This window comes from Tessaracoccus sp. MC1679 (assembly GCF_014164775.1).
In the GTDB taxonomy this organism is placed as follows: Bacteria; Actinomycetota; Actinomycetes; order Propionibacteriales; family Propionibacteriaceae; genus Arachnia.
In genome coordinates this window covers 358,601-373,869 of sequence record NZ_JACJGB010000003.1, presented here as the reverse complement: position 1 = coordinate 373,869, position 15,269 = coordinate 358,601, and the positions used below count along the sequence as shown (strand labels likewise).

Below are 15,269 nucleotides of genomic sequence, written 5' to 3'. Positions count from 1 at the left end.
ATCGGTCGGCCTGGTCACGCGGGGCGCGCTCCTGCCGCAATGCCCCATCGGATGTCGGCGACGGTCAGGCGCACGGCGTTGGCGCCGCCCGTTGAGGCCTCTTCTGGCCCCGGGGACACACTGTCGGTGGTGACCGTCAAGATGGTCATTGTACTCCGGCAGCTGCGTCTACCCGTCGCACATCACCGCCCTGGAGATCGAGAACGGCTCCATCACTCTCGTCCGGCGGCGTGTCGACCCCAATGAGGACGCAATCCTGCAAGTGACCCGCCGGGCGGTGGCGGGAAAGCGCGTGAGCGTGAACCATGAGTCCACCCACGAGCATCCACCGCTCCGGGGGCAGAGCGCTTGCGATCTCGTCCAGGCGCTCAAAGACGTCAGAGATCATGAGCCCGCTGCTCCAACTCGTTCGCCGCAGCAGCCGACACCCTGACGTCGCCCAACAGATAACTGTCCAGAAGCAACCTGGCGGGGCGCGGGGTGGTGACTGGGCGTTCCACGACGCCCAGGTTCCCGTCAGCATCGAGGATCACGTCGTGTCCCTGCTCCAGCCGGTCCAAGTCGTCGGTTTCCACGAACGTCATCCAACCCTCTCCCGGGACGACGCCCAGCGTCGTCATGTCCGCAGCCGAAGGACCGACCCTGAGGAGGTCGGGAACGTGCGCCACCCGGTAGCGCGCCCACCCTCCGCCGAGTCCGTCGGCTGCGTGCGCGATCTCCACAACCGACATTTCCCTGAGTCGCGAGCGGAGCCTGGACCTCTCGGAACTCGACAGCCTCTCCGTGCGACCGTTCGAGAGAAGGTCAATGGCGGCCTCGCGCACGTCGGAGCTCCAACGCCGGCCCCGCGCCAAGGCGCGCACCCATGCCATCACTGCCACGTCGTCGACCAGCGCGAGGCGCCCCACCGTCCTCAGCGCGGCCAGATCCCCAGAGCGCACTGCTTGCTGCACGAACCTGTCCGAGCGTCCGTGCTGTTCCGCGATCTGTGCGACCGTCAACTCCATGGCACATATATTCGCTAGAACGACGTATTGTGTCAAGTGTCCACATGCCCGGACCTGGTGCAACGTAAGCTCCTCGACAGGGCCTGCCATGAGGAGGAGGGGGGCCACCTGAAGCGCGCCCACCGTTGACCCAGGGTGTGACAGGACTCTCCAGGGGTCGGACACCCGACCCGACATAGACCGTGGACAGATCCACCCGCAGTGGTCTACTGGACACGCGCCCCTGCTGGCCCAAGGAGGAGTGGTCATGGATCGTTCAGGCGTGAGACGTCTGCTGGGTATCGAGCCTGCCCGGATTCGCATCGTCGATGCCGAAGTCTCGGCACCGGAACCGTGGGAAGGAGTCTCGCGATCACGGGTGGTGCTGCGCGCCTCCGACGGGCACACGATCCCGTGTCTCCTCCTGGAACCGGAGCATCTCTCGACGCCCCTGCCCGTCGTGGCCGTTCACCAACACAACGGCGAGTTCCACCTCGGCAAGAGCGAACCTGCCGGGATGGCGGGCGACCCGGGCATGGCCTACGGGCTCGCACTGGCGAAGGCCGGGGTCACGACGCTGATCCCTGACCTCCACGGGTTCGAGGAGCGGCGCGGCCCCTCTGGCGACGGCGCCCATGACGAACGGTTCCACGCATGGAACCTCATCGCACACGGCACTACCCTGCAAGGCACACACGTCACCGACGTCTCCGTGGCCATCGACTGGATCCTCCACCACACCGGCGCCGGATCGTGCGGCGTGATCGGGCATTCGCTCGGCGGCCAGGTCAGCTTCTTCTCGATGGCCTGCGATGAGCGCATCATCGCCGGCGTGCTCAACTGCGGCGTCGGCACGGTGGCATCCTTCGAGGCCGCCGGTGTTCTCCACAACCCGGCCTGGTATCCGCCCGGCATCGTGACACTCGGAGACTCGCCCGCCGTCGCACGCGCCTTCCACCAGCAACGAGTCCGGCTCGTCGCCGGCCGCGACGACCCTCTGTTCCCCATCTCGGGCGTCTACGAGGTCGTCGCCGCCTTCGCACCAGGCATCGCGGACCACGAGATCTTCGACGGCGGACATGAGCTACCCCCCGCGATGCTGGCCCACGAAGTCGGCTGGCTCTTACGCGAACTCAATGCGCCGAGCAGGTAGCACCTGGGCGATTGGCGGACACCTCCGGCGCCACCGACCTATGATCGGAAACGACACGACCGAGCATGGCGGTGATGACTGTGAAGACGATGACACGTCTGACGGAGGCCTACAGGGACGCCCGCGTCGAGCTCATCAACGACACCTCCCGCTACGTCATCATGAGCGACTGCCATCGGGGGGACGGATCCAAGTCCGACGAGTTCCTCAAGAACAAGAACTCGTTCACGGCCGCGATGGACTACTACTGGAAGAACGGCTTCACTTACGTGGAGGCGGGCGACGGCGACGAGCTCTGGGAGCACGATTTCAAGCACATCATCAGGGCCAACCGCGCCGTGTGGGAGCAGCTGCTGCAGTTCCACCAGGCGGGCAGGCTGATCCGGATGTGGGGCAACCATGACCTCGACCTGAGGGACCCCAGGTTCGTACGACAACACCTGTGGACCGCGAAGGACGCGGTGTCCGGCGAGATCGAGCCGTTCTTCCACGGCCTGGAGGCGGTGGAGTCGGTGGTGTTCCGGCACCGGGAGACCGGGCAGGACGTCCTGCTGGTGCACGGGCACCAAGGCGACTTCCCCAACGACCAGGCCTGGCGGTTCAGCCGGTTCATGATGCGCGCGTTCTGGAGGTATGCGCATGCGTTCGGGTTCCACAGCCCCACCAGCCCCGTGGCCAACTCCTACAAGCGGCACAAGGTGGAACGCAACTACGTGAAGTGGATCCGCCAGAACCGGATGGCACTCATCTGCGGCCACACCCACCGCGAGAAGTTCCCGCGGGGCAACCAGATGCCCTACTTCAACTCCGGCAGCTGCATCTATCCGTCGCACATCACCGCCCTGGAGATCGAGAACAGCGCCATCTCTCTGGTCAGGTGGCGTGTAGACCCCAACGAGGACGCGATCCTGCAGGTGACCCGCCGGGTGGTGGCGGGACCCGAGCCGCTGTCCACGTACGACCTTCGCCACTCGTCGACGAGCCACTGACCTGGCACTGGTTGCCTGACCTCCGGGAGGGACGTACACTTTTCTGTACAGGAGGCTGCCATGAAGACAATGAGCTACACGGAATCCCGAGCACGATACGCAGAGGTACTCGACTCGGTCGTCAACGACCGCGAAGAGGTGGTCATCACCCGCGCCGGGCACGACCCCGTGGTGATCGTGTCGCTCGATGACTACGAGTCGTTGCGCGAGACCGCCTACCTCATGCGTTCCCCCGCGAACGCCCGCCGGCTGCTGGACGCCATGGAGCGACTTGAGGCTGGGCGCGGTCAGGCCCACGATCTGATCGACACCGACTGACGTGCTGCTCGTCTGGGATGAGAACGCCTGGGACGACTACCTCTGGTGGCAGGCGCAGGACAGGAAGGTCCTCAAGCGGATCAATGCGCTCCATGCTGACATCCAACGCAACGGCAACGAAGGCATCGGTAAACCGGAGGCGCTCAAGCACGATTTCGCCGGCTACTGGTCCAGACGAATCACCGACGAGCACCGCCTCGTCTACAAGATCACCGGCGACGAGGTGCGGATCGCCACCTGCCGCTACCACTACGGGTAGCGCAGCACGCCACGGACTCTCTCGGACGACCGGTGTCATGCGACGACAGAATGCGCCTGCAGAGACGCGTTGAACCCGTCCATGACCCCCAGACAGGCACGTGGATCGCCTCGTCTCACTCGAAGTTTGTTCAGTTCTATTCGGGGCGCCAACCGATGAACAAGGTGACTGGAGGGCTAGACTTTGTTTAGTTCATTTTCCTGTTCGTCTGAGTGAACAAAGTCAGGAGAGACGATGGCCCGAGGTCGCCCGTCGCGGGCCACTGTCTATGCCCGGCTCGACAGCCAACTTGCCGAACTACGCACCAGACTCGGAGGGCTCCCCTCTCCCGAGGAGTCTGCGTACGTGTGGACCGACATCTGGCACTTGGAAGCCCACCACTCCACAGCCTTGGAAGGCAACACCCTGGTCCTGCGCGAGGTAACGACACTCCTCGACCAAGGTCGAGCCGTCGGCGCAAAGCCACTCAAGGAGTACATGGAGGTCAAGGGCTACGGCGACGCGGCCTCCTGGGTCTACCGCGAAGCGATGGGCGCAGGCGACCGCACCACCGACACACTGATCACCGTCCAGGAAGTTCGCCATATCCACCACCTGGCCATGTCCCCGGTGTGGCAGGTCTCCCCCCATCCGGACGCCACCGAGGCCGAATCACCCGGCAACTTCCGGCGCCACGACATCCATCCGTTCACCGCAGGAATGACCCCGCCGTCGTGGCCGCTGGTACCCGCCGGCCTGGACGAATGGGTCGCCACCACCAACACGATCCCGGCCCGGCTGCACGGCGGCGGCAACCTGCCCGAACTGCTAGCCGAGGCACATAACCACTTCGAACGCGTCCACCCGTTCATCGACGGCAACGGCCGCACCGGCCGGCTCGCGCTGAACCTCGTGCTCGTCAGACTCGGCCACCCGCCGGTGGTGATCCTCAAGGAACAGCGAACCGCCTACCTGCGGGCCATGCAACAAGCAGACAAGGGCGACGTCGGACCCCTCGGCGAAATCCTCGCCCGCGGGATGATCGACAACCTGAACCGCTTCATCATCCCCAACGTGGCCGGGCCCGCGAAACTCGTCCCCATCGCGGCCCTCGTCGACGCCGACCTCAGCCTCGTCGCCATTCGCGCCGCCGCCCAACGCGGACGCCTCGAAGCCCACCAACGCAGCGACGGGCAATGGCTCAGCTCCCGACGAGCCGTCGACACCTACAAAGAGTCACGCCGCCAGGGAGCCCGTCTCACCACAAGCAGGCCAGCCCGTCAGCCCCGGAGTACCCAGGCCAGGCCCAGCGGAAACGATTGAACAAGATGCGGGTGGGTTGATTGACGTGCGCATCTTTGTCACCGGATCGGCCGGCCGGACCTCGCGCACATCGACTGGGCGGGCACCCGCGCCGGTAACTACTCCGACAGCAAGCTGCTGGTCACCACACTCGCGATGGCCGTGGCCCGCCTGTGGCCCCACACCACCACCAACGCCGTCGACCCCGGATGGGTGCCCACCAGGATGGGCGGGCCCTCGGCCCCCGATGACCTGCGCCTGGGACACCTCACCCAGGAGTGGCTCGCCACCAGCGACGACCCCCGAGCCAGCAGCACCGGCGGCTACTGGCACCACCAACGCCTTGCCACGGCGCACCCCGCGGTCCACGACGAAGACTTCCAACGCCGGCTCCTCGACGAGCTGGCCCGCTTCACCGGCATCACCCTCTAAATGTCAGGCTGAGTGTCGAGTACGACTCTGAGTCTGACATTTAGCGGGGCCGGATTGCTCGCGCAGCCGGCGGCGGGCCCTGAAGCGCGCGCCGGCCTGGCCGCAGACGATCCCGCCCGCGGGTATTGACAAGAGCGGGCTGTGTCAGCGCCGCTGCGCGCCGCCACGCAGAGCTCGCGCCATCGACACGGCCCCGGGCACCTGCATGAGGAAGACCACGAACGCGACGCCGCTGACCGCCTGCAGGGGCGTGGCCCACGGCGAATGGTCTCCCCCACTGATCCCATACGTGTCGGCTAGCGCCATGCCGGGTCCGAAGCTGGCCCAGAAGTAGCCGAACGCCCCCAGCGCCACAAGCGCCAGGTACTGCACCGCGACAATCCGACCCTCGCCGTCGGGCCGCCTCCATGTGCGGACCAGCAGGCCAATCGCGACGACGGGACCAACCGCCAGGCCGGCCAGGACCAGAGGTGCGCCCATGGACTCCCCCGCCGCAGCGACGTCTGCGTAGATCTGGGAGAGCTCGGCACCAGGCACCGCCGCCAGCGGGTTCAGCACCAGGATCTGGACGGCGGCGAGCAGCGCGTACGCGACCACCACGACGGTGCCGATCACCGCAACCACGATGGGTCGCCGGCGGCGAGGCCCCTCGCCGGATCGGTTCATGTCGGTCATGGGACGAGAGTATTCACCAAGAGCCCGGGCGCAGGATGAATCCAAGGAGATTTTGTTGAACATATCCTGGTTTCGTTGCACACTTGAAGAGTGAAGTTGAAGCTGACTCAAGCAGCTCGCAAGCATCGCATCGGTGCAGCCCGGATCGCCCATGTGGTCAGCACAAGTCAGCCCACAGTAGGGGTCAGACCCAGCGGGGAACCTGAGTATTACTGGATCGGCGGGGACGACCGTGGACTGGAACTGGAGATCGTCGGGGTCCTCGTCCAGACGGACGGCGAGCCGACGATGCTGATCATCCACGCCATGCCGACAGCACTGAGGAGGAAATGAGCGCCATGGGTATCCAGGTAGGTGACGGCGCCAGCGCCGAGATCACCAGCATCGAGAACATCAACCTGGACGACGAGGTCGTCTACTTCGAAGGCGAGCGGCTCACGGAGGCCCGCGCCGCCGCTATTGCCCGCGACATCGCTGCCCGCCACGGCCGCAAGGGCGGGCGCCCCCGACTGTCCACCGAGACGAGCCGGATCGGAGTCCGCCTTCCCCGCGAGCTGCACGACCGGCTCAAGTCGGCCGCGGACGCCGCAGGAGTGAGCGAGTCCGAACTCGCCCGCGAAGCTATCGACCACTATCTGGACAAGGGCGCGTGACCCTTCCGGCACTACGCAACGGCTCGAACCTCGGACGCCGGATGTTAGGGTCCGAGGATGGTCGACCACGCCACGCCGAACCTCCCGTCGCGCAGCTTCACCGCGACGGTCACGTTCTACGAGCGGCTCGGGTTCTCGGTTGTCTTCCATGACTCCGGCTGGCTCATCCTCGAGCGGGGCGGCGTCGTTCTCGAGTTCTTCCCCCACGCGGATCTCGATCCGGCCACGTCGTCCTTCGGCGCGTGCCTTCGCCTGGACGACGTGGACGCCTTCTACACACACTGCCAAGGCGCCGGCATTCCCGAGACGATGGTGGGGTGGCCACGCCTCCACCGGCCCCGACTTGAAGCATCCGGAATGCGGATCGGCGCCTTGCTGGACCCCGACGGTTCACTGCTCCGGCTGGTCCAGAACCCCCACACTTGAAAGGACGTCCCCCATGAGAATCACCCACAGCGGCGGCCAGACAACCCCAGGATCCACGGACTGGTTCACCGGCACCGTGTTCCTCGATGCCATCCGCACCCCGGACGAGCAGTCGGCCGTCGGCTCCGCCCACGTCCGGTTCGCCCCGGGCGCGAGGACCGCCTGGCACCGCCACCCCAAGGGGCAGACGCTGTACGTCACCGACGGGATCGGGTACGTCGCGCGGCGCGGCGGCGAGGTGCAGGAGATCCGCCCCGGCGACGTGGTCTACATCGAGCCGAACGAGGAGCATTGGCACGGCGCCACGTCGGACCGGTTCATGGCGCACGTCGCCATCCACGAGGCCGACGACCAGGGCGAGACCGTGACTTGGCTTGAGCACGTCACCGACGACGAGTACAGCGCCTGACAGGACGGTGAGCCCATGGAAATGCAGGACTTCCTCGCCCACGTCCGCCGTCGGGAGCTCATCGAGAGCGGCTCGGAGCTCCACCGGTTCATGATCGGAGCCTCGGAGGAGGCGCTGCGGATCACCGCCGAGCTCAACAACGCGTACCGGTCCGCCGACGAGGTGCGCGCGCTCCTGTCGCGGCTGACCGGCCGCACCGTGGACGAGTCGGTGACGGTGTTCCCGCCGTTCTACAGCGAGTTCGGCAGGAACATCACCCTGGGCAAGCGCGTCTTCATCAACATGGGGTGCCGATTCCAGGACACCGGCGGCATCACCATCGGCGACGACACCCTCATCGGGCACGGCTGCACCTTCACCACCATCAACCACGCCATGGACCCAGACCGGCGCGGTGACATGGTCCCCGCGCCCATCGTCGTCGGCCGCAAGGTGTGGTTCGGCGCGAGCGTGACAGTCGTCCCAGGGGTGATCATCGGCGACGGCGCGGTGATCGGTGCCGGCTCCGTCGTCACGAAGGACGTGGAGCCGGACATGATCGTCGCGGGCGTCCCGGCGAGACCCATCCGCCCCACCGGATTCCGCACCACCACCGCTCCCTGAGGGCCCCACCGCCGAAGGCACGTGGGCGTCGCTTATCGCTCCCTGAGGGCCCCACCGCCGAAGGCGCGTGGCGTCTCGAAGGGTCGTAACCCAACCTGACAAGCAGTCTCGCTCCAGGGCGCGAGCCACGACCCTTCGAGACGGGCCACGCCGCTCCGCGGGCGACCCTCCTCAGGGACCGGGGGACGGGCCCCACCGCCGGAGGCGCGTGGGCGTCGCTTATCGCTCCCTGAGGGCCCCACCGCCGAAGGCGCGTGGCGTCTCGAAGGGTCGTAACCCAACCTGACAAGCAGTCTCACTCCAGGGCGCGAGCCACGACCCTTCGAGACGGGCCACGCCGCTCCGCGGGCGACCCTCCTCAGGGACCGGGGGACGGGCCACGCCGCTCCGCGGGCGACCCTCCTCAGGGACCGGGGGAGGTCTGCGTTGACGCGGCCACGTCGACCAGGCGCCCGGCGACGCCGCGCGGCGGTGCGCCCATCCACACCGCGCGCAGCTCCCTCTCGATCTGCCCACCCTCGACGGGGACCGCGAGCACCCTGCCGTCCATGAGCGCGCCGCGGACGGCGTGGTTGCTCAACACGGCGGGGCCGAGCCCAGCGGCAACCGCGGCCACGATGGCGGCGTTGCTCGACAACTGCGCCACCGGCGTGGCCCGCGTCGACACCCCCGCGGACGCGGCCGCCCGGTCCAGGAAGCGACGGGTCCCCGAGCCGGGCTCCCGCTCGACCAGCGCAGTGGCGGCCAACTCCGAGACCGTCACGGCCCCGCGACGCTCGGCCCACGGGTGCTCCGGCGGGATGATCACCATCAGCCGGTCGCGGCCCACCAGCCGGCTCGACACGTCGTCGGGCACATCCGGCGACTCGACGAACCCGACCGCCACCCGCGCGTGACGCACAGCCTCGATCACCGCGTCGGAGTTGAGGATCTCCAGCGAGACGGCGGCGTCGGGGTGCACGCGCCTCAGCGCCGCAAGCCACACGGGCGCCAGGTACTCGGCGATCGTCATGCTCGCCGCCACCGTCACCGCTCCCCCGGCGCTGGCCGTCACCGCGCCGGCGCCCGCCATGAGCCGGTCCATGGCCTCGACCACCTCCCGCGCCCAGCCCACCACCAGCGCGCCCTCCGGGGTGACGTCGGAGCCTGCTGGGCTGCGGTGCACGACGGCGAACCCGAGCCGTCGCTCAAGCCCCGCCAGGGCGCGGCTCGCGTTGGACTGTGCCATGCCGATCTCCCTGGCCGCGGCGCCCAGCGACCCCTGCTCGGCGACGGCGACGAGCAGCCGCAGGGCCGGCAGGCCCGGCTCGTCGGGAGAATGGGTGGTCATATCGCGATCATATGGGTTGCTGTCCCGAACGGGTTACCGCCGCGCGACTGATCCGGCGCACGGTAGTGGAGTGAACTTCCTCCGCGCCATCGCCCCCGGGCTGGCCGCCTGCCTGGCGGCCGCCGTCGCATCGGTCGCGGTGAACACGGTGGTGCCGATCGCGAGCCCTCTGCTGGTGGCGATCCTCGCCGGCGTCGCGTGGCGGACGGCGCGCGGCACGACCGCTTCCTGGGCTCCGGGGGTGGGGCTGGCCGGCCGGCAGCTCCTGCGGATAGGGATCGTGCTGCTGGGGCTGCAGGTGTCGCTGCTGACCGTGGCCGGGCTCGGCCCGGCGACACTGGTGCTCGTCGCGACGGCGGTGGGCGTCACCTTCGCCGCCACCGCCTGGCTGGGTAGACGCCTCGGGCTGGGCGACGAGCAGTCGCTGTTAGTGGCCGCAGGGTTCTCGATCTGCGGGGCGGCCGCGGTCGCCGCGGCGGAGGGCGTCACCGACTCCGACGACGAGGAGGTGGCCACCGCCGTGGCGCTGGTGGTGGTGTTCGGCACCGGGATGATCGTGGCGCTGCCGCTGCTGGCCGCGCTCCTCGGCCTGACGCCCACCGTCGCCGGGGTGTGGATCGGCGCCTCCACCCACGAGGTGGCGCAGGTGGTCGCCGCAGCCGGCCTGGTGGGGGCCGAGGCGCTGGCGGTGGCGGTCACGGTCAAGCTCGCCCGGGTGGCGCTGCTGGCGCCGGTGATGGGGGTGCTCGCCGTGCGGGAGCGACGGCGGATCCGGCGGCTGCCGGGCGGCGAAGGGCCGGATGTGCAGCTGCCCCCGGCTGTCCCGCTGTTCGTCGTCGGCTTCCTCGTCGCGATGGCCGTCCGCACCACAGGTCTGGTCCCCGAGCCGCTGCTCATGACGCTGGGCCACGTGCAGCAACTGTTGCTCGCTGCGGCGATGTTCGCGCTCGGTTTGGGCGTCGACCTGCGCGCCCTGGCCACCGTCGGCCGCAAGGCGCTCCTGCTGGGCGCCGCCGCGACCCTCCTCATCGGCTCCATCGGCCTCGCGGGAGCGGTCGCGATCGGCTAATGACGTCGTCAACGATCAGGCACCCCTCCCTCGCGGGTCTCCGCACCGCGGCCGCCCTGTCCTCGCGCGCTGACTGAGAGTAAATTGGAAGGATGAGCCAAGCGTCCCCCGCGCTGCCAGCCCAACCGGTGTGGAAGCGCGCCCTCGGCATCCTTGGGCTCGCGCTTCACGTCGTTGTCGGCTACCTCTACCTGACGGCGGGGCTCGTCACACCCGCGCCTTGGCTCGTCGGCTTCCTCCTTCTCTGGGTGGTGCTCCTGGTCGTCGGCATCTATCTCTTCCGACGGCACCCGCTGTGGGTCCTGCTGGTGCCCGTTCTGGCGCTCGGTCTCCTGATCGGGGGCGTCTCGCTCGGCGGAGCTCTCCTGGGATGGACCGCCTAGGGCACGAGCATCGCCGAGGTTGAACGCCACGTGGCTTAGCGCCAGCTTCTTTTGGGACGTCCTCGACGAGGTCACGCACGGGGTCGTGCTGCAGGTGGTGCCCGACGGCTCGGCGTACGCCAACGGCATGTTCTGAGCTCACCGCTCACTAGAGGCTCATGCTTGCGCGGCGATGTTCGCCCTCGGGCTCGGTGTGGTCCTGGGCCCTGGCGACGGTGGGGCGCCGCCACGACCCTCCTCATCGGCGCCATCGGCCTCACGGGAGCGGTCGTCATCTGCTAGGGCGGGCGCGATGCCCGATCTGGACCCCGCCGCCCGGCACGACACGCCGTCGAAGCCCACTCACGTGGACGCATAGGGGTACGGGGGTGGACTCGATCGGCGTGTCGTGCCCGTCAAGCCTCTGGCCAGCCGCGGCGGCCGGGGTAGACACTGGTGTGATGGCGACGCGGATGAGTCAGTTGTGGTGGAGTGCGATCGGAGACCTTCGCATCCATCCGGTCCGGAAGTGGATCCGAGCCACCGTCGGAACCCAGATCGTCGTCGACACTCGGCGAGCCCTACTGGTCTGGGAGCCGCGGCGTGCGGTGGGGTCGTACGCCGTTCCTGAGGATGACGTCGCCGGGCACCTCGTCGCGACGGAGGCCATGGGAGCGCTCGAGCGGCCGGTGTCGATGGAGGACGGCCCACCCGTCCTCGATCCGAACACCCCGTTCACCGCGCACACGGCGCCTGGCACTCCGCTGACGATCCAGGCGCCCCACGCCAACCTGACAGCTGCGGCGTTCAGGCCTGACGATCCGGACCTGGCCGGGTACGTGGTCCTGGACTGGAACGCCTTCACCCAGTGGTACGAAGAGGACGAGCCTGTCATGGGTCATCCGCACGATCCCTTCGACCGGATCGACTGCCTCCGTTCGAGCCGCCGCGTGCAGATCGCCCACGCCGGCGTCAGCCTCGCCTCCACGAACCGGCCGACCCTGCTCTTCGAGACACCCCTTCCGCCGCGGTTCTACATTCCGCGAGAGGACGTCACGATGGGTCTCCTCGAGCCTTCCGAGACGCGTACAATCTGCGCCTACAAGGGTCGCGCTTCGTACTGGTCCGCCCGGGTCGGGGACACCGTGTTGCGTGACATTGCGTGGTCCTACGAGGACCCGCTTCACGACGGGGGGCCTGTTCGGAACCTCATCGCCTTCTTCACCGAGCGGCTCGACCTCACACTCGACGGCGAGAGCCAGCCTCGGCCGCGCACCCCCTGGTCCTAGCGCGGACCCACCGCCGGGTCACCCCGCCAGGGCGAAGAACATCGGGCTGAAGTAGGGAATCAGCCAGACGGCCCACACGAACACACTGAACCGGTGGAAGTTCTTGATGGCCGCCTCGTCCTTCCGGATCAGGACGACTCCTGCCCAGACGGCATGGACCAACATCAGCAGGATCGCGATGAGCCCGGAGATGCCGTGGACGTCGAAGGTCATGCCGCCCACGAAGTCGAACATCATGCCGGTCCCCACCGTGTCACAGGCGAGGCCCAGGACGAAGAACACGAAGTTCCACCACCTGAGGCGCCCGGCAACACGCTCACCCCACACGCCCACCGAGTAGAAGACCAACGCCGCAGTGATGAAGGTGCTGGCAAGCGGATTCACGGGGGCTCCTGACATGGACTCGTCCCAGCGTAGGAGACCGCCCCGGTCGCTCCCGCGCAGGGTCAGTCGCGATACCTGCGCGGGCGGAAGACTGATGCGGCGGCCCATGCCGTCGAGGTGACGCGGCGTTTGTAGGCTCATCACCATGACAACCAAGGATGACGCCCCAACGGCTCCGACCCATGGGCACGCCGCTTCTATGAGCGCCCGCAACGGCGACTTCGTGGTGTTCGCCGTGAACGGGTTCGCGTTCGCGTCCTGGATGTCACGCGTCCCGGACGTCAAGGAGTTACTGCTGCTCAGCCCCGGGCAGCTCGGGCTGCTGCTGCTGGCAGTCTCCGTAGGCGCGCTCTGCGGCCTGCCCCTGGCCGGGCTCGTCACCCGCCGCCTCGGGGCGACCCGCGCGGTGCGATGGGCGATGGCGGTGGCCCTCCCTGGTCTGGTGCTGGCCGCGGCAAGCGTGCAGGTGGGCCTTCCCATGGTGGCGGTGGCGGCCAGCCTGTTCCTCCTCGGGCTGGGAACCGGGGTGTGGGATGTCGCTCAGAACCTCGAAGGAACCATCATCGAGCGCGGCCTGGGCCGGTCGATCATGCCGTGGTTCCACGCCGCCTTCAGCGGCGGGACCGTGCTGGGCGCGCTCGTTGGCGCGCTGATGGTCTGGCTTGAGGTGCCCATGCTCTGGCACATCGGTGCTGTCGGCGCGGTGTCGGCAGCGCTGGTCCTGTGGGGCACGTCGAAGTTCCTTCCGGCCTTCGAGGACGGCGGACACGACACCGCCGCCCCCACCCTCGCGCCCCGTTCCCGTTCGGCCTGGACGGAGCCACGCACGCTCCTGATCGGGGTCATGGTGCTGGCCGCCGCGTTCACCGAGGGCACGGCCAACGACTGGATGGCGGTTGCCTTCGTCGACGGCCACGGCCTGGACAAGACCTTCGGTGTCTTGGCCCTCGCCGTGTTTCTCAGCTTCATGACGGCGGGACGGATCCTCGGCACCAGGCTGCTGGACCGCTACGGACGGGTGCCGGTGCTCCGCGTCCTGTTCGTCTCGGCGATCATCGGCTGCCTCCTGGTGGTCTTCGGCACGCCCTGGTTGGCCTTTGTGGGCGCAGCGATCTGGGGGGTGGGCGCGAGCCTCGGCTTCCCCGTCGGCATGTCCGCGGCGGCCGACGAGCCGGCCCGCGCCCACGCCCGGCTCAGCGTCGTCTCCACCATCGGCTATACCGCCTTCCTGGCCGGACCGCCCCTGCTCGGCTTCCTCGGCGACCACTACGGAATCCTGCGGGCGCTGATCGTCGTCGGCGCCGTGTCGCTCCTGGCACTGCTCGTCGTGCCCTCGGCCAAGCCGCTTCCGCTGACGGGGATCCCGCGAACCTGACCAACTCGCCAAGCCAGGCAGCGGGGCACACCTGCCGTGGTGACGATGGTTGTGTGGCAACGATCGGGCCCTGAAGCCCGGACCTCAGGAGGGATGAGCTCTGTCAGGACTCGTGCGGGTAGTCCGGGTCGCGCGCCTGGAATGACCAGATGGCCGGATTCTGTATGACACCGTCCCGGACCTCGATGGCGCGACTGATCGTGGGGTTCGCGTCCCACATCGCTTCTCCGCCCAGGACCGTTGGGAGGAACGGCAGGAGCGCCTCGCTGATCTCCCATGTCGCCGAATTCCAGAGATACGACGGGCTGTGGTCGACGGCGTAGTAGAGGACGTTGTCGCCGACCACGAAGGTGGGGGTGGTGAACGTGGTTGGGCGGGCCCAGCTGAACCCCATGGCCTCGTCGCAGGACACGTCGACGATCAGCGTTCCGGGCATCACGCCCGGAAGGTCCGCTTCGGTCATGAACGTGAGCGGCGCGTCAGTGTCCTGGAGCACGCAGTTGACGATGATGTCGTGCTCGGCGAGGAATGGGGCAATCGGCACCCGACCCTCCGGCGTGATCGCGTGGCTGACATTGGGCGCGGTGCCGTCGGAGTCGAAATGGACGATGCGGGCGGAGTGGATCGGGGAGGCCACAGCGGCGATCTCACGGTGGGTCAGGACGTCGACGTCGTTGACCCCCATCGCGTTGAGTGCCGTGACCGCCCCTCGAGCTGTGGCACCGAAACCGATGACCACGGCACGCAGCCGGCGGCCGTAATCCCCGCTGGAGCCGGCGATCTGCATGGCCTGGAGCACCGAGCAGTAGCCGGCGAGCTCGTTGTTCATGTGGAACACGTGGAGATTGAACGTTCCGTCCCGGTGCCAGTGGTTCATCGCCTCGAACGCGATCAGCGTGAGCTTGTGGTCGATCGCGACCTGGGTGAGCTTGTCGTCCTGCACACAGTGCGGCCACCCCCACAGGATCTGTCCGTCGCGCAGCTCGACGATGTCGCTGAAGACCGGTTTGGGTTGAAGGATGATGTCGCACTCGTCGATGAGCTGTTCGTGCGTCCTGAAACCCGCCACCCAGCCCATCAGGTCGTCATCGGACCTGCCGAAGGGACGTCCATAGCCGTGCTCGAGGAAGATGCTCGCGCGCAGCTCCTCGGGTATCCGGGAGAGGTGGTCCGGGTGGAGTGGGAGCCGGCGCTCGTTCTCCTTCAGGGAGCGCGCCATCACCCCGAGAGTGGGTTGGTTCATGCGGCCCCGCGTCTGTAGAGGATCAGTTCTGTC

Annotated in this window: 20 protein-coding genes; 15 read left to right on the top strand and 5 right to left on the bottom strand. The window is 68.0% G+C overall.

All coding sequences use genetic code 11. The features are described from left to right. Positions 1-377: 377 nt before the first annotated feature. Positions 378-1,007: a hypothetical protein gene (locus tag H5398_RS07120; protein WP_182799518.1), complete on the bottom strand. Its 630-nt coding sequence runs from the start codon at positions 1,005-1,007 to the stop codon at positions 378-380. Between the two features lie 247 nt (positions 1,008-1,254). Here H5398_RS07120 and H5398_RS07115 point away from each other — a divergent pair, with 247 nt between their 5' ends. The 6 genes from H5398_RS07115 (at position 1,255) to H5398_RS07090 (ending at position 5,418) form a co-directional block, all read left to right on the top strand. Next, the gene (locus tag H5398_RS07115) at positions 1,255-2,139 is read left to right on the top strand and encodes a S9 family peptidase (RefSeq protein WP_182799517.1); all 885 of its coding nucleotides are present in this window, start codon (positions 1,255-1,257) and stop codon (positions 2,137-2,139) included. A 74-nt stretch (positions 2,140-2,213) separates the two neighbouring features. Beyond that, positions 2,214-3,128: a metallophosphoesterase family protein gene (locus H5398_RS07110; RefSeq protein ID WP_182799516.1), complete on the top strand. Its 915-nt coding sequence runs from the start codon at positions 2,214-2,216 to the stop codon at positions 3,126-3,128. 60 nt (positions 3,129-3,188) lie between these two features. Beyond that, on the top strand, positions 3,189-3,446 hold the full coding sequence (locus tag H5398_RS07105; RefSeq protein ID WP_182799515.1) for a type II toxin-antitoxin system Phd/YefM family antitoxin: 258 nt from the start codon (positions 3,189-3,191) through the stop codon (positions 3,444-3,446). A gap of 1 nt (position 3,447) precedes the next feature. Then, on the top strand, positions 3,448-3,705 hold the full coding sequence (locus tag H5398_RS07100; RefSeq protein ID WP_182799514.1) for a Txe/YoeB family addiction module toxin: 258 nt from the start codon (positions 3,448-3,450) through the stop codon (positions 3,703-3,705). A gap of 234 nt (positions 3,706-3,939) precedes the next feature. Then, a complete protein-coding gene (locus H5398_RS07095) occupies positions 3,940-5,007 on the top strand; it encodes a Fic family protein (RefSeq protein ID WP_182799513.1) in 1,068 nt (355 codons plus the stop codon). A 135-nt stretch (positions 5,008-5,142) separates the two neighbouring features. Then, on the top strand, positions 5,143-5,418 hold the full coding sequence (locus tag H5398_RS07090) for a hypothetical protein (protein WP_220489192.1): 276 nt from the start codon (positions 5,143-5,145) through the stop codon (positions 5,416-5,418). Positions 5,419-5,562: 144 nt separating this feature from the next. On the opposite strand, the gene H5398_RS07085 is transcribed toward H5398_RS07090, so the two are convergent. Beyond that, complete coding sequence (locus H5398_RS07085; protein WP_182799512.1) at positions 5,563-6,093, bottom strand: hypothetical protein; 531 nt, start codon at positions 6,091-6,093, stop codon at positions 5,563-5,565. Between the two features lie 90 nt (positions 6,094-6,183). Here H5398_RS07085 and H5398_RS07080 point away from each other — a divergent pair, with 90 nt between their 5' ends. The 5 genes from H5398_RS07080 to H5398_RS17600 are packed head-to-tail and all read left to right on the top strand — an operon-like array spanning position 6,184 to position 8,184. Beyond that, positions 6,184-6,426 carry a hypothetical protein gene (locus H5398_RS07080; RefSeq protein WP_182799511.1) on the top strand — a complete coding sequence of 81 codons (243 nt, stop codon included), beginning with the start codon at positions 6,184-6,186 and terminating at the stop codon, positions 6,424-6,426. Positions 6,427-6,431: 5 nt separating this feature from the next. Beyond that, complete coding sequence (locus H5398_RS07075; protein WP_182799510.1) at positions 6,432-6,746, top strand: CopG family transcriptional regulator; 315 nt, start codon at positions 6,432-6,434, stop codon at positions 6,744-6,746. Between the two features lie 57 nt (positions 6,747-6,803). Further along, the gene (locus H5398_RS07070) at positions 6,804-7,172 is read left to right on the top strand and encodes a bleomycin resistance protein (RefSeq protein WP_182799509.1); all 369 of its coding nucleotides are present in this window, start codon (positions 6,804-6,806) and stop codon (positions 7,170-7,172) included. A 13-nt stretch (positions 7,173-7,185) separates the two neighbouring features. Continuing rightward, complete coding sequence (locus H5398_RS07065) at positions 7,186-7,581, top strand: cupin domain-containing protein (RefSeq protein ID WP_182799508.1); 396 nt, start codon at positions 7,186-7,188, stop codon at positions 7,579-7,581. A gap of 15 nt (positions 7,582-7,596) precedes the next feature. Next, a complete protein-coding gene (locus H5398_RS17600; protein ID WP_182799507.1) occupies positions 7,597-8,184 on the top strand; it encodes a sugar O-acetyltransferase in 588 nt (195 codons plus the stop codon). A 403-nt stretch (positions 8,185-8,587) separates the two neighbouring features. Here the strand turns inward: H5398_RS17600 and H5398_RS07055 are convergent, their stop codons facing one another. Then, positions 8,588-9,514 carry a LysR family transcriptional regulator gene (locus H5398_RS07055; RefSeq protein WP_182799506.1) on the bottom strand — a complete coding sequence of 309 codons (927 nt, stop codon included), beginning with the start codon at positions 9,512-9,514 and terminating at the stop codon, positions 8,588-8,590. Between the two features lie 70 nt (positions 9,515-9,584). Here H5398_RS07055 and H5398_RS07050 point away from each other — a divergent pair, with 70 nt between their 5' ends. From H5398_RS07050 to H5398_RS07040, 3 genes are all read left to right on the top strand, one after another. Further along, entirely contained in the window at positions 9,585-10,583 is a 999-nt protein-coding gene (locus tag H5398_RS07050; RefSeq protein ID WP_220489191.1) for a putative sulfate exporter family transporter, read from the top strand. Between the two features lie 92 nt (positions 10,584-10,675). Then, the gene (locus tag H5398_RS07045) at positions 10,676-10,966 is read left to right on the top strand and encodes a hypothetical protein (protein ID WP_182799504.1); all 291 of its coding nucleotides are present in this window, start codon (positions 10,676-10,678) and stop codon (positions 10,964-10,966) included. A 452-nt stretch (positions 10,967-11,418) separates the two neighbouring features. Beyond that, the gene (locus H5398_RS07040) at positions 11,419-12,234 is read left to right on the top strand and encodes a DUF427 domain-containing protein (protein ID WP_220489190.1); all 816 of its coding nucleotides are present in this window, start codon (positions 11,419-11,421) and stop codon (positions 12,232-12,234) included. 18 nt (positions 12,235-12,252) lie between these two features. Here the strand turns inward: H5398_RS07040 and H5398_RS07035 are convergent, their stop codons facing one another. Next, entirely contained in the window at positions 12,253-12,618 is a 366-nt protein-coding gene (locus tag H5398_RS07035) for an HsmA family protein (RefSeq protein ID WP_370586081.1), read from the bottom strand. A 145-nt stretch (positions 12,619-12,763) separates the two neighbouring features. Here H5398_RS07035 and H5398_RS07030 point away from each other — a divergent pair, with 145 nt between their 5' ends. Continuing rightward, positions 12,764-13,993, top strand: coding sequence for an MFS transporter (locus H5398_RS07030; protein ID WP_182799501.1), 1,230 nt, complete (start codon positions 12,764-12,766; stop codon positions 13,991-13,993). Between the two features lie 103 nt (positions 13,994-14,096). Here the strand turns inward: H5398_RS07030 and H5398_RS07025 are convergent, their stop codons facing one another. Beyond that, positions 14,097-15,236 (bottom strand): N(5)-(carboxyethyl)ornithine synthase, encoded by a 1,140-nt coding sequence (locus tag H5398_RS07025; RefSeq protein WP_182799500.1) that lies wholly within the window; start codon positions 15,234-15,236, stop codon positions 14,097-14,099. Positions 15,237-15,269 lie beyond the last annotated feature (33 nt).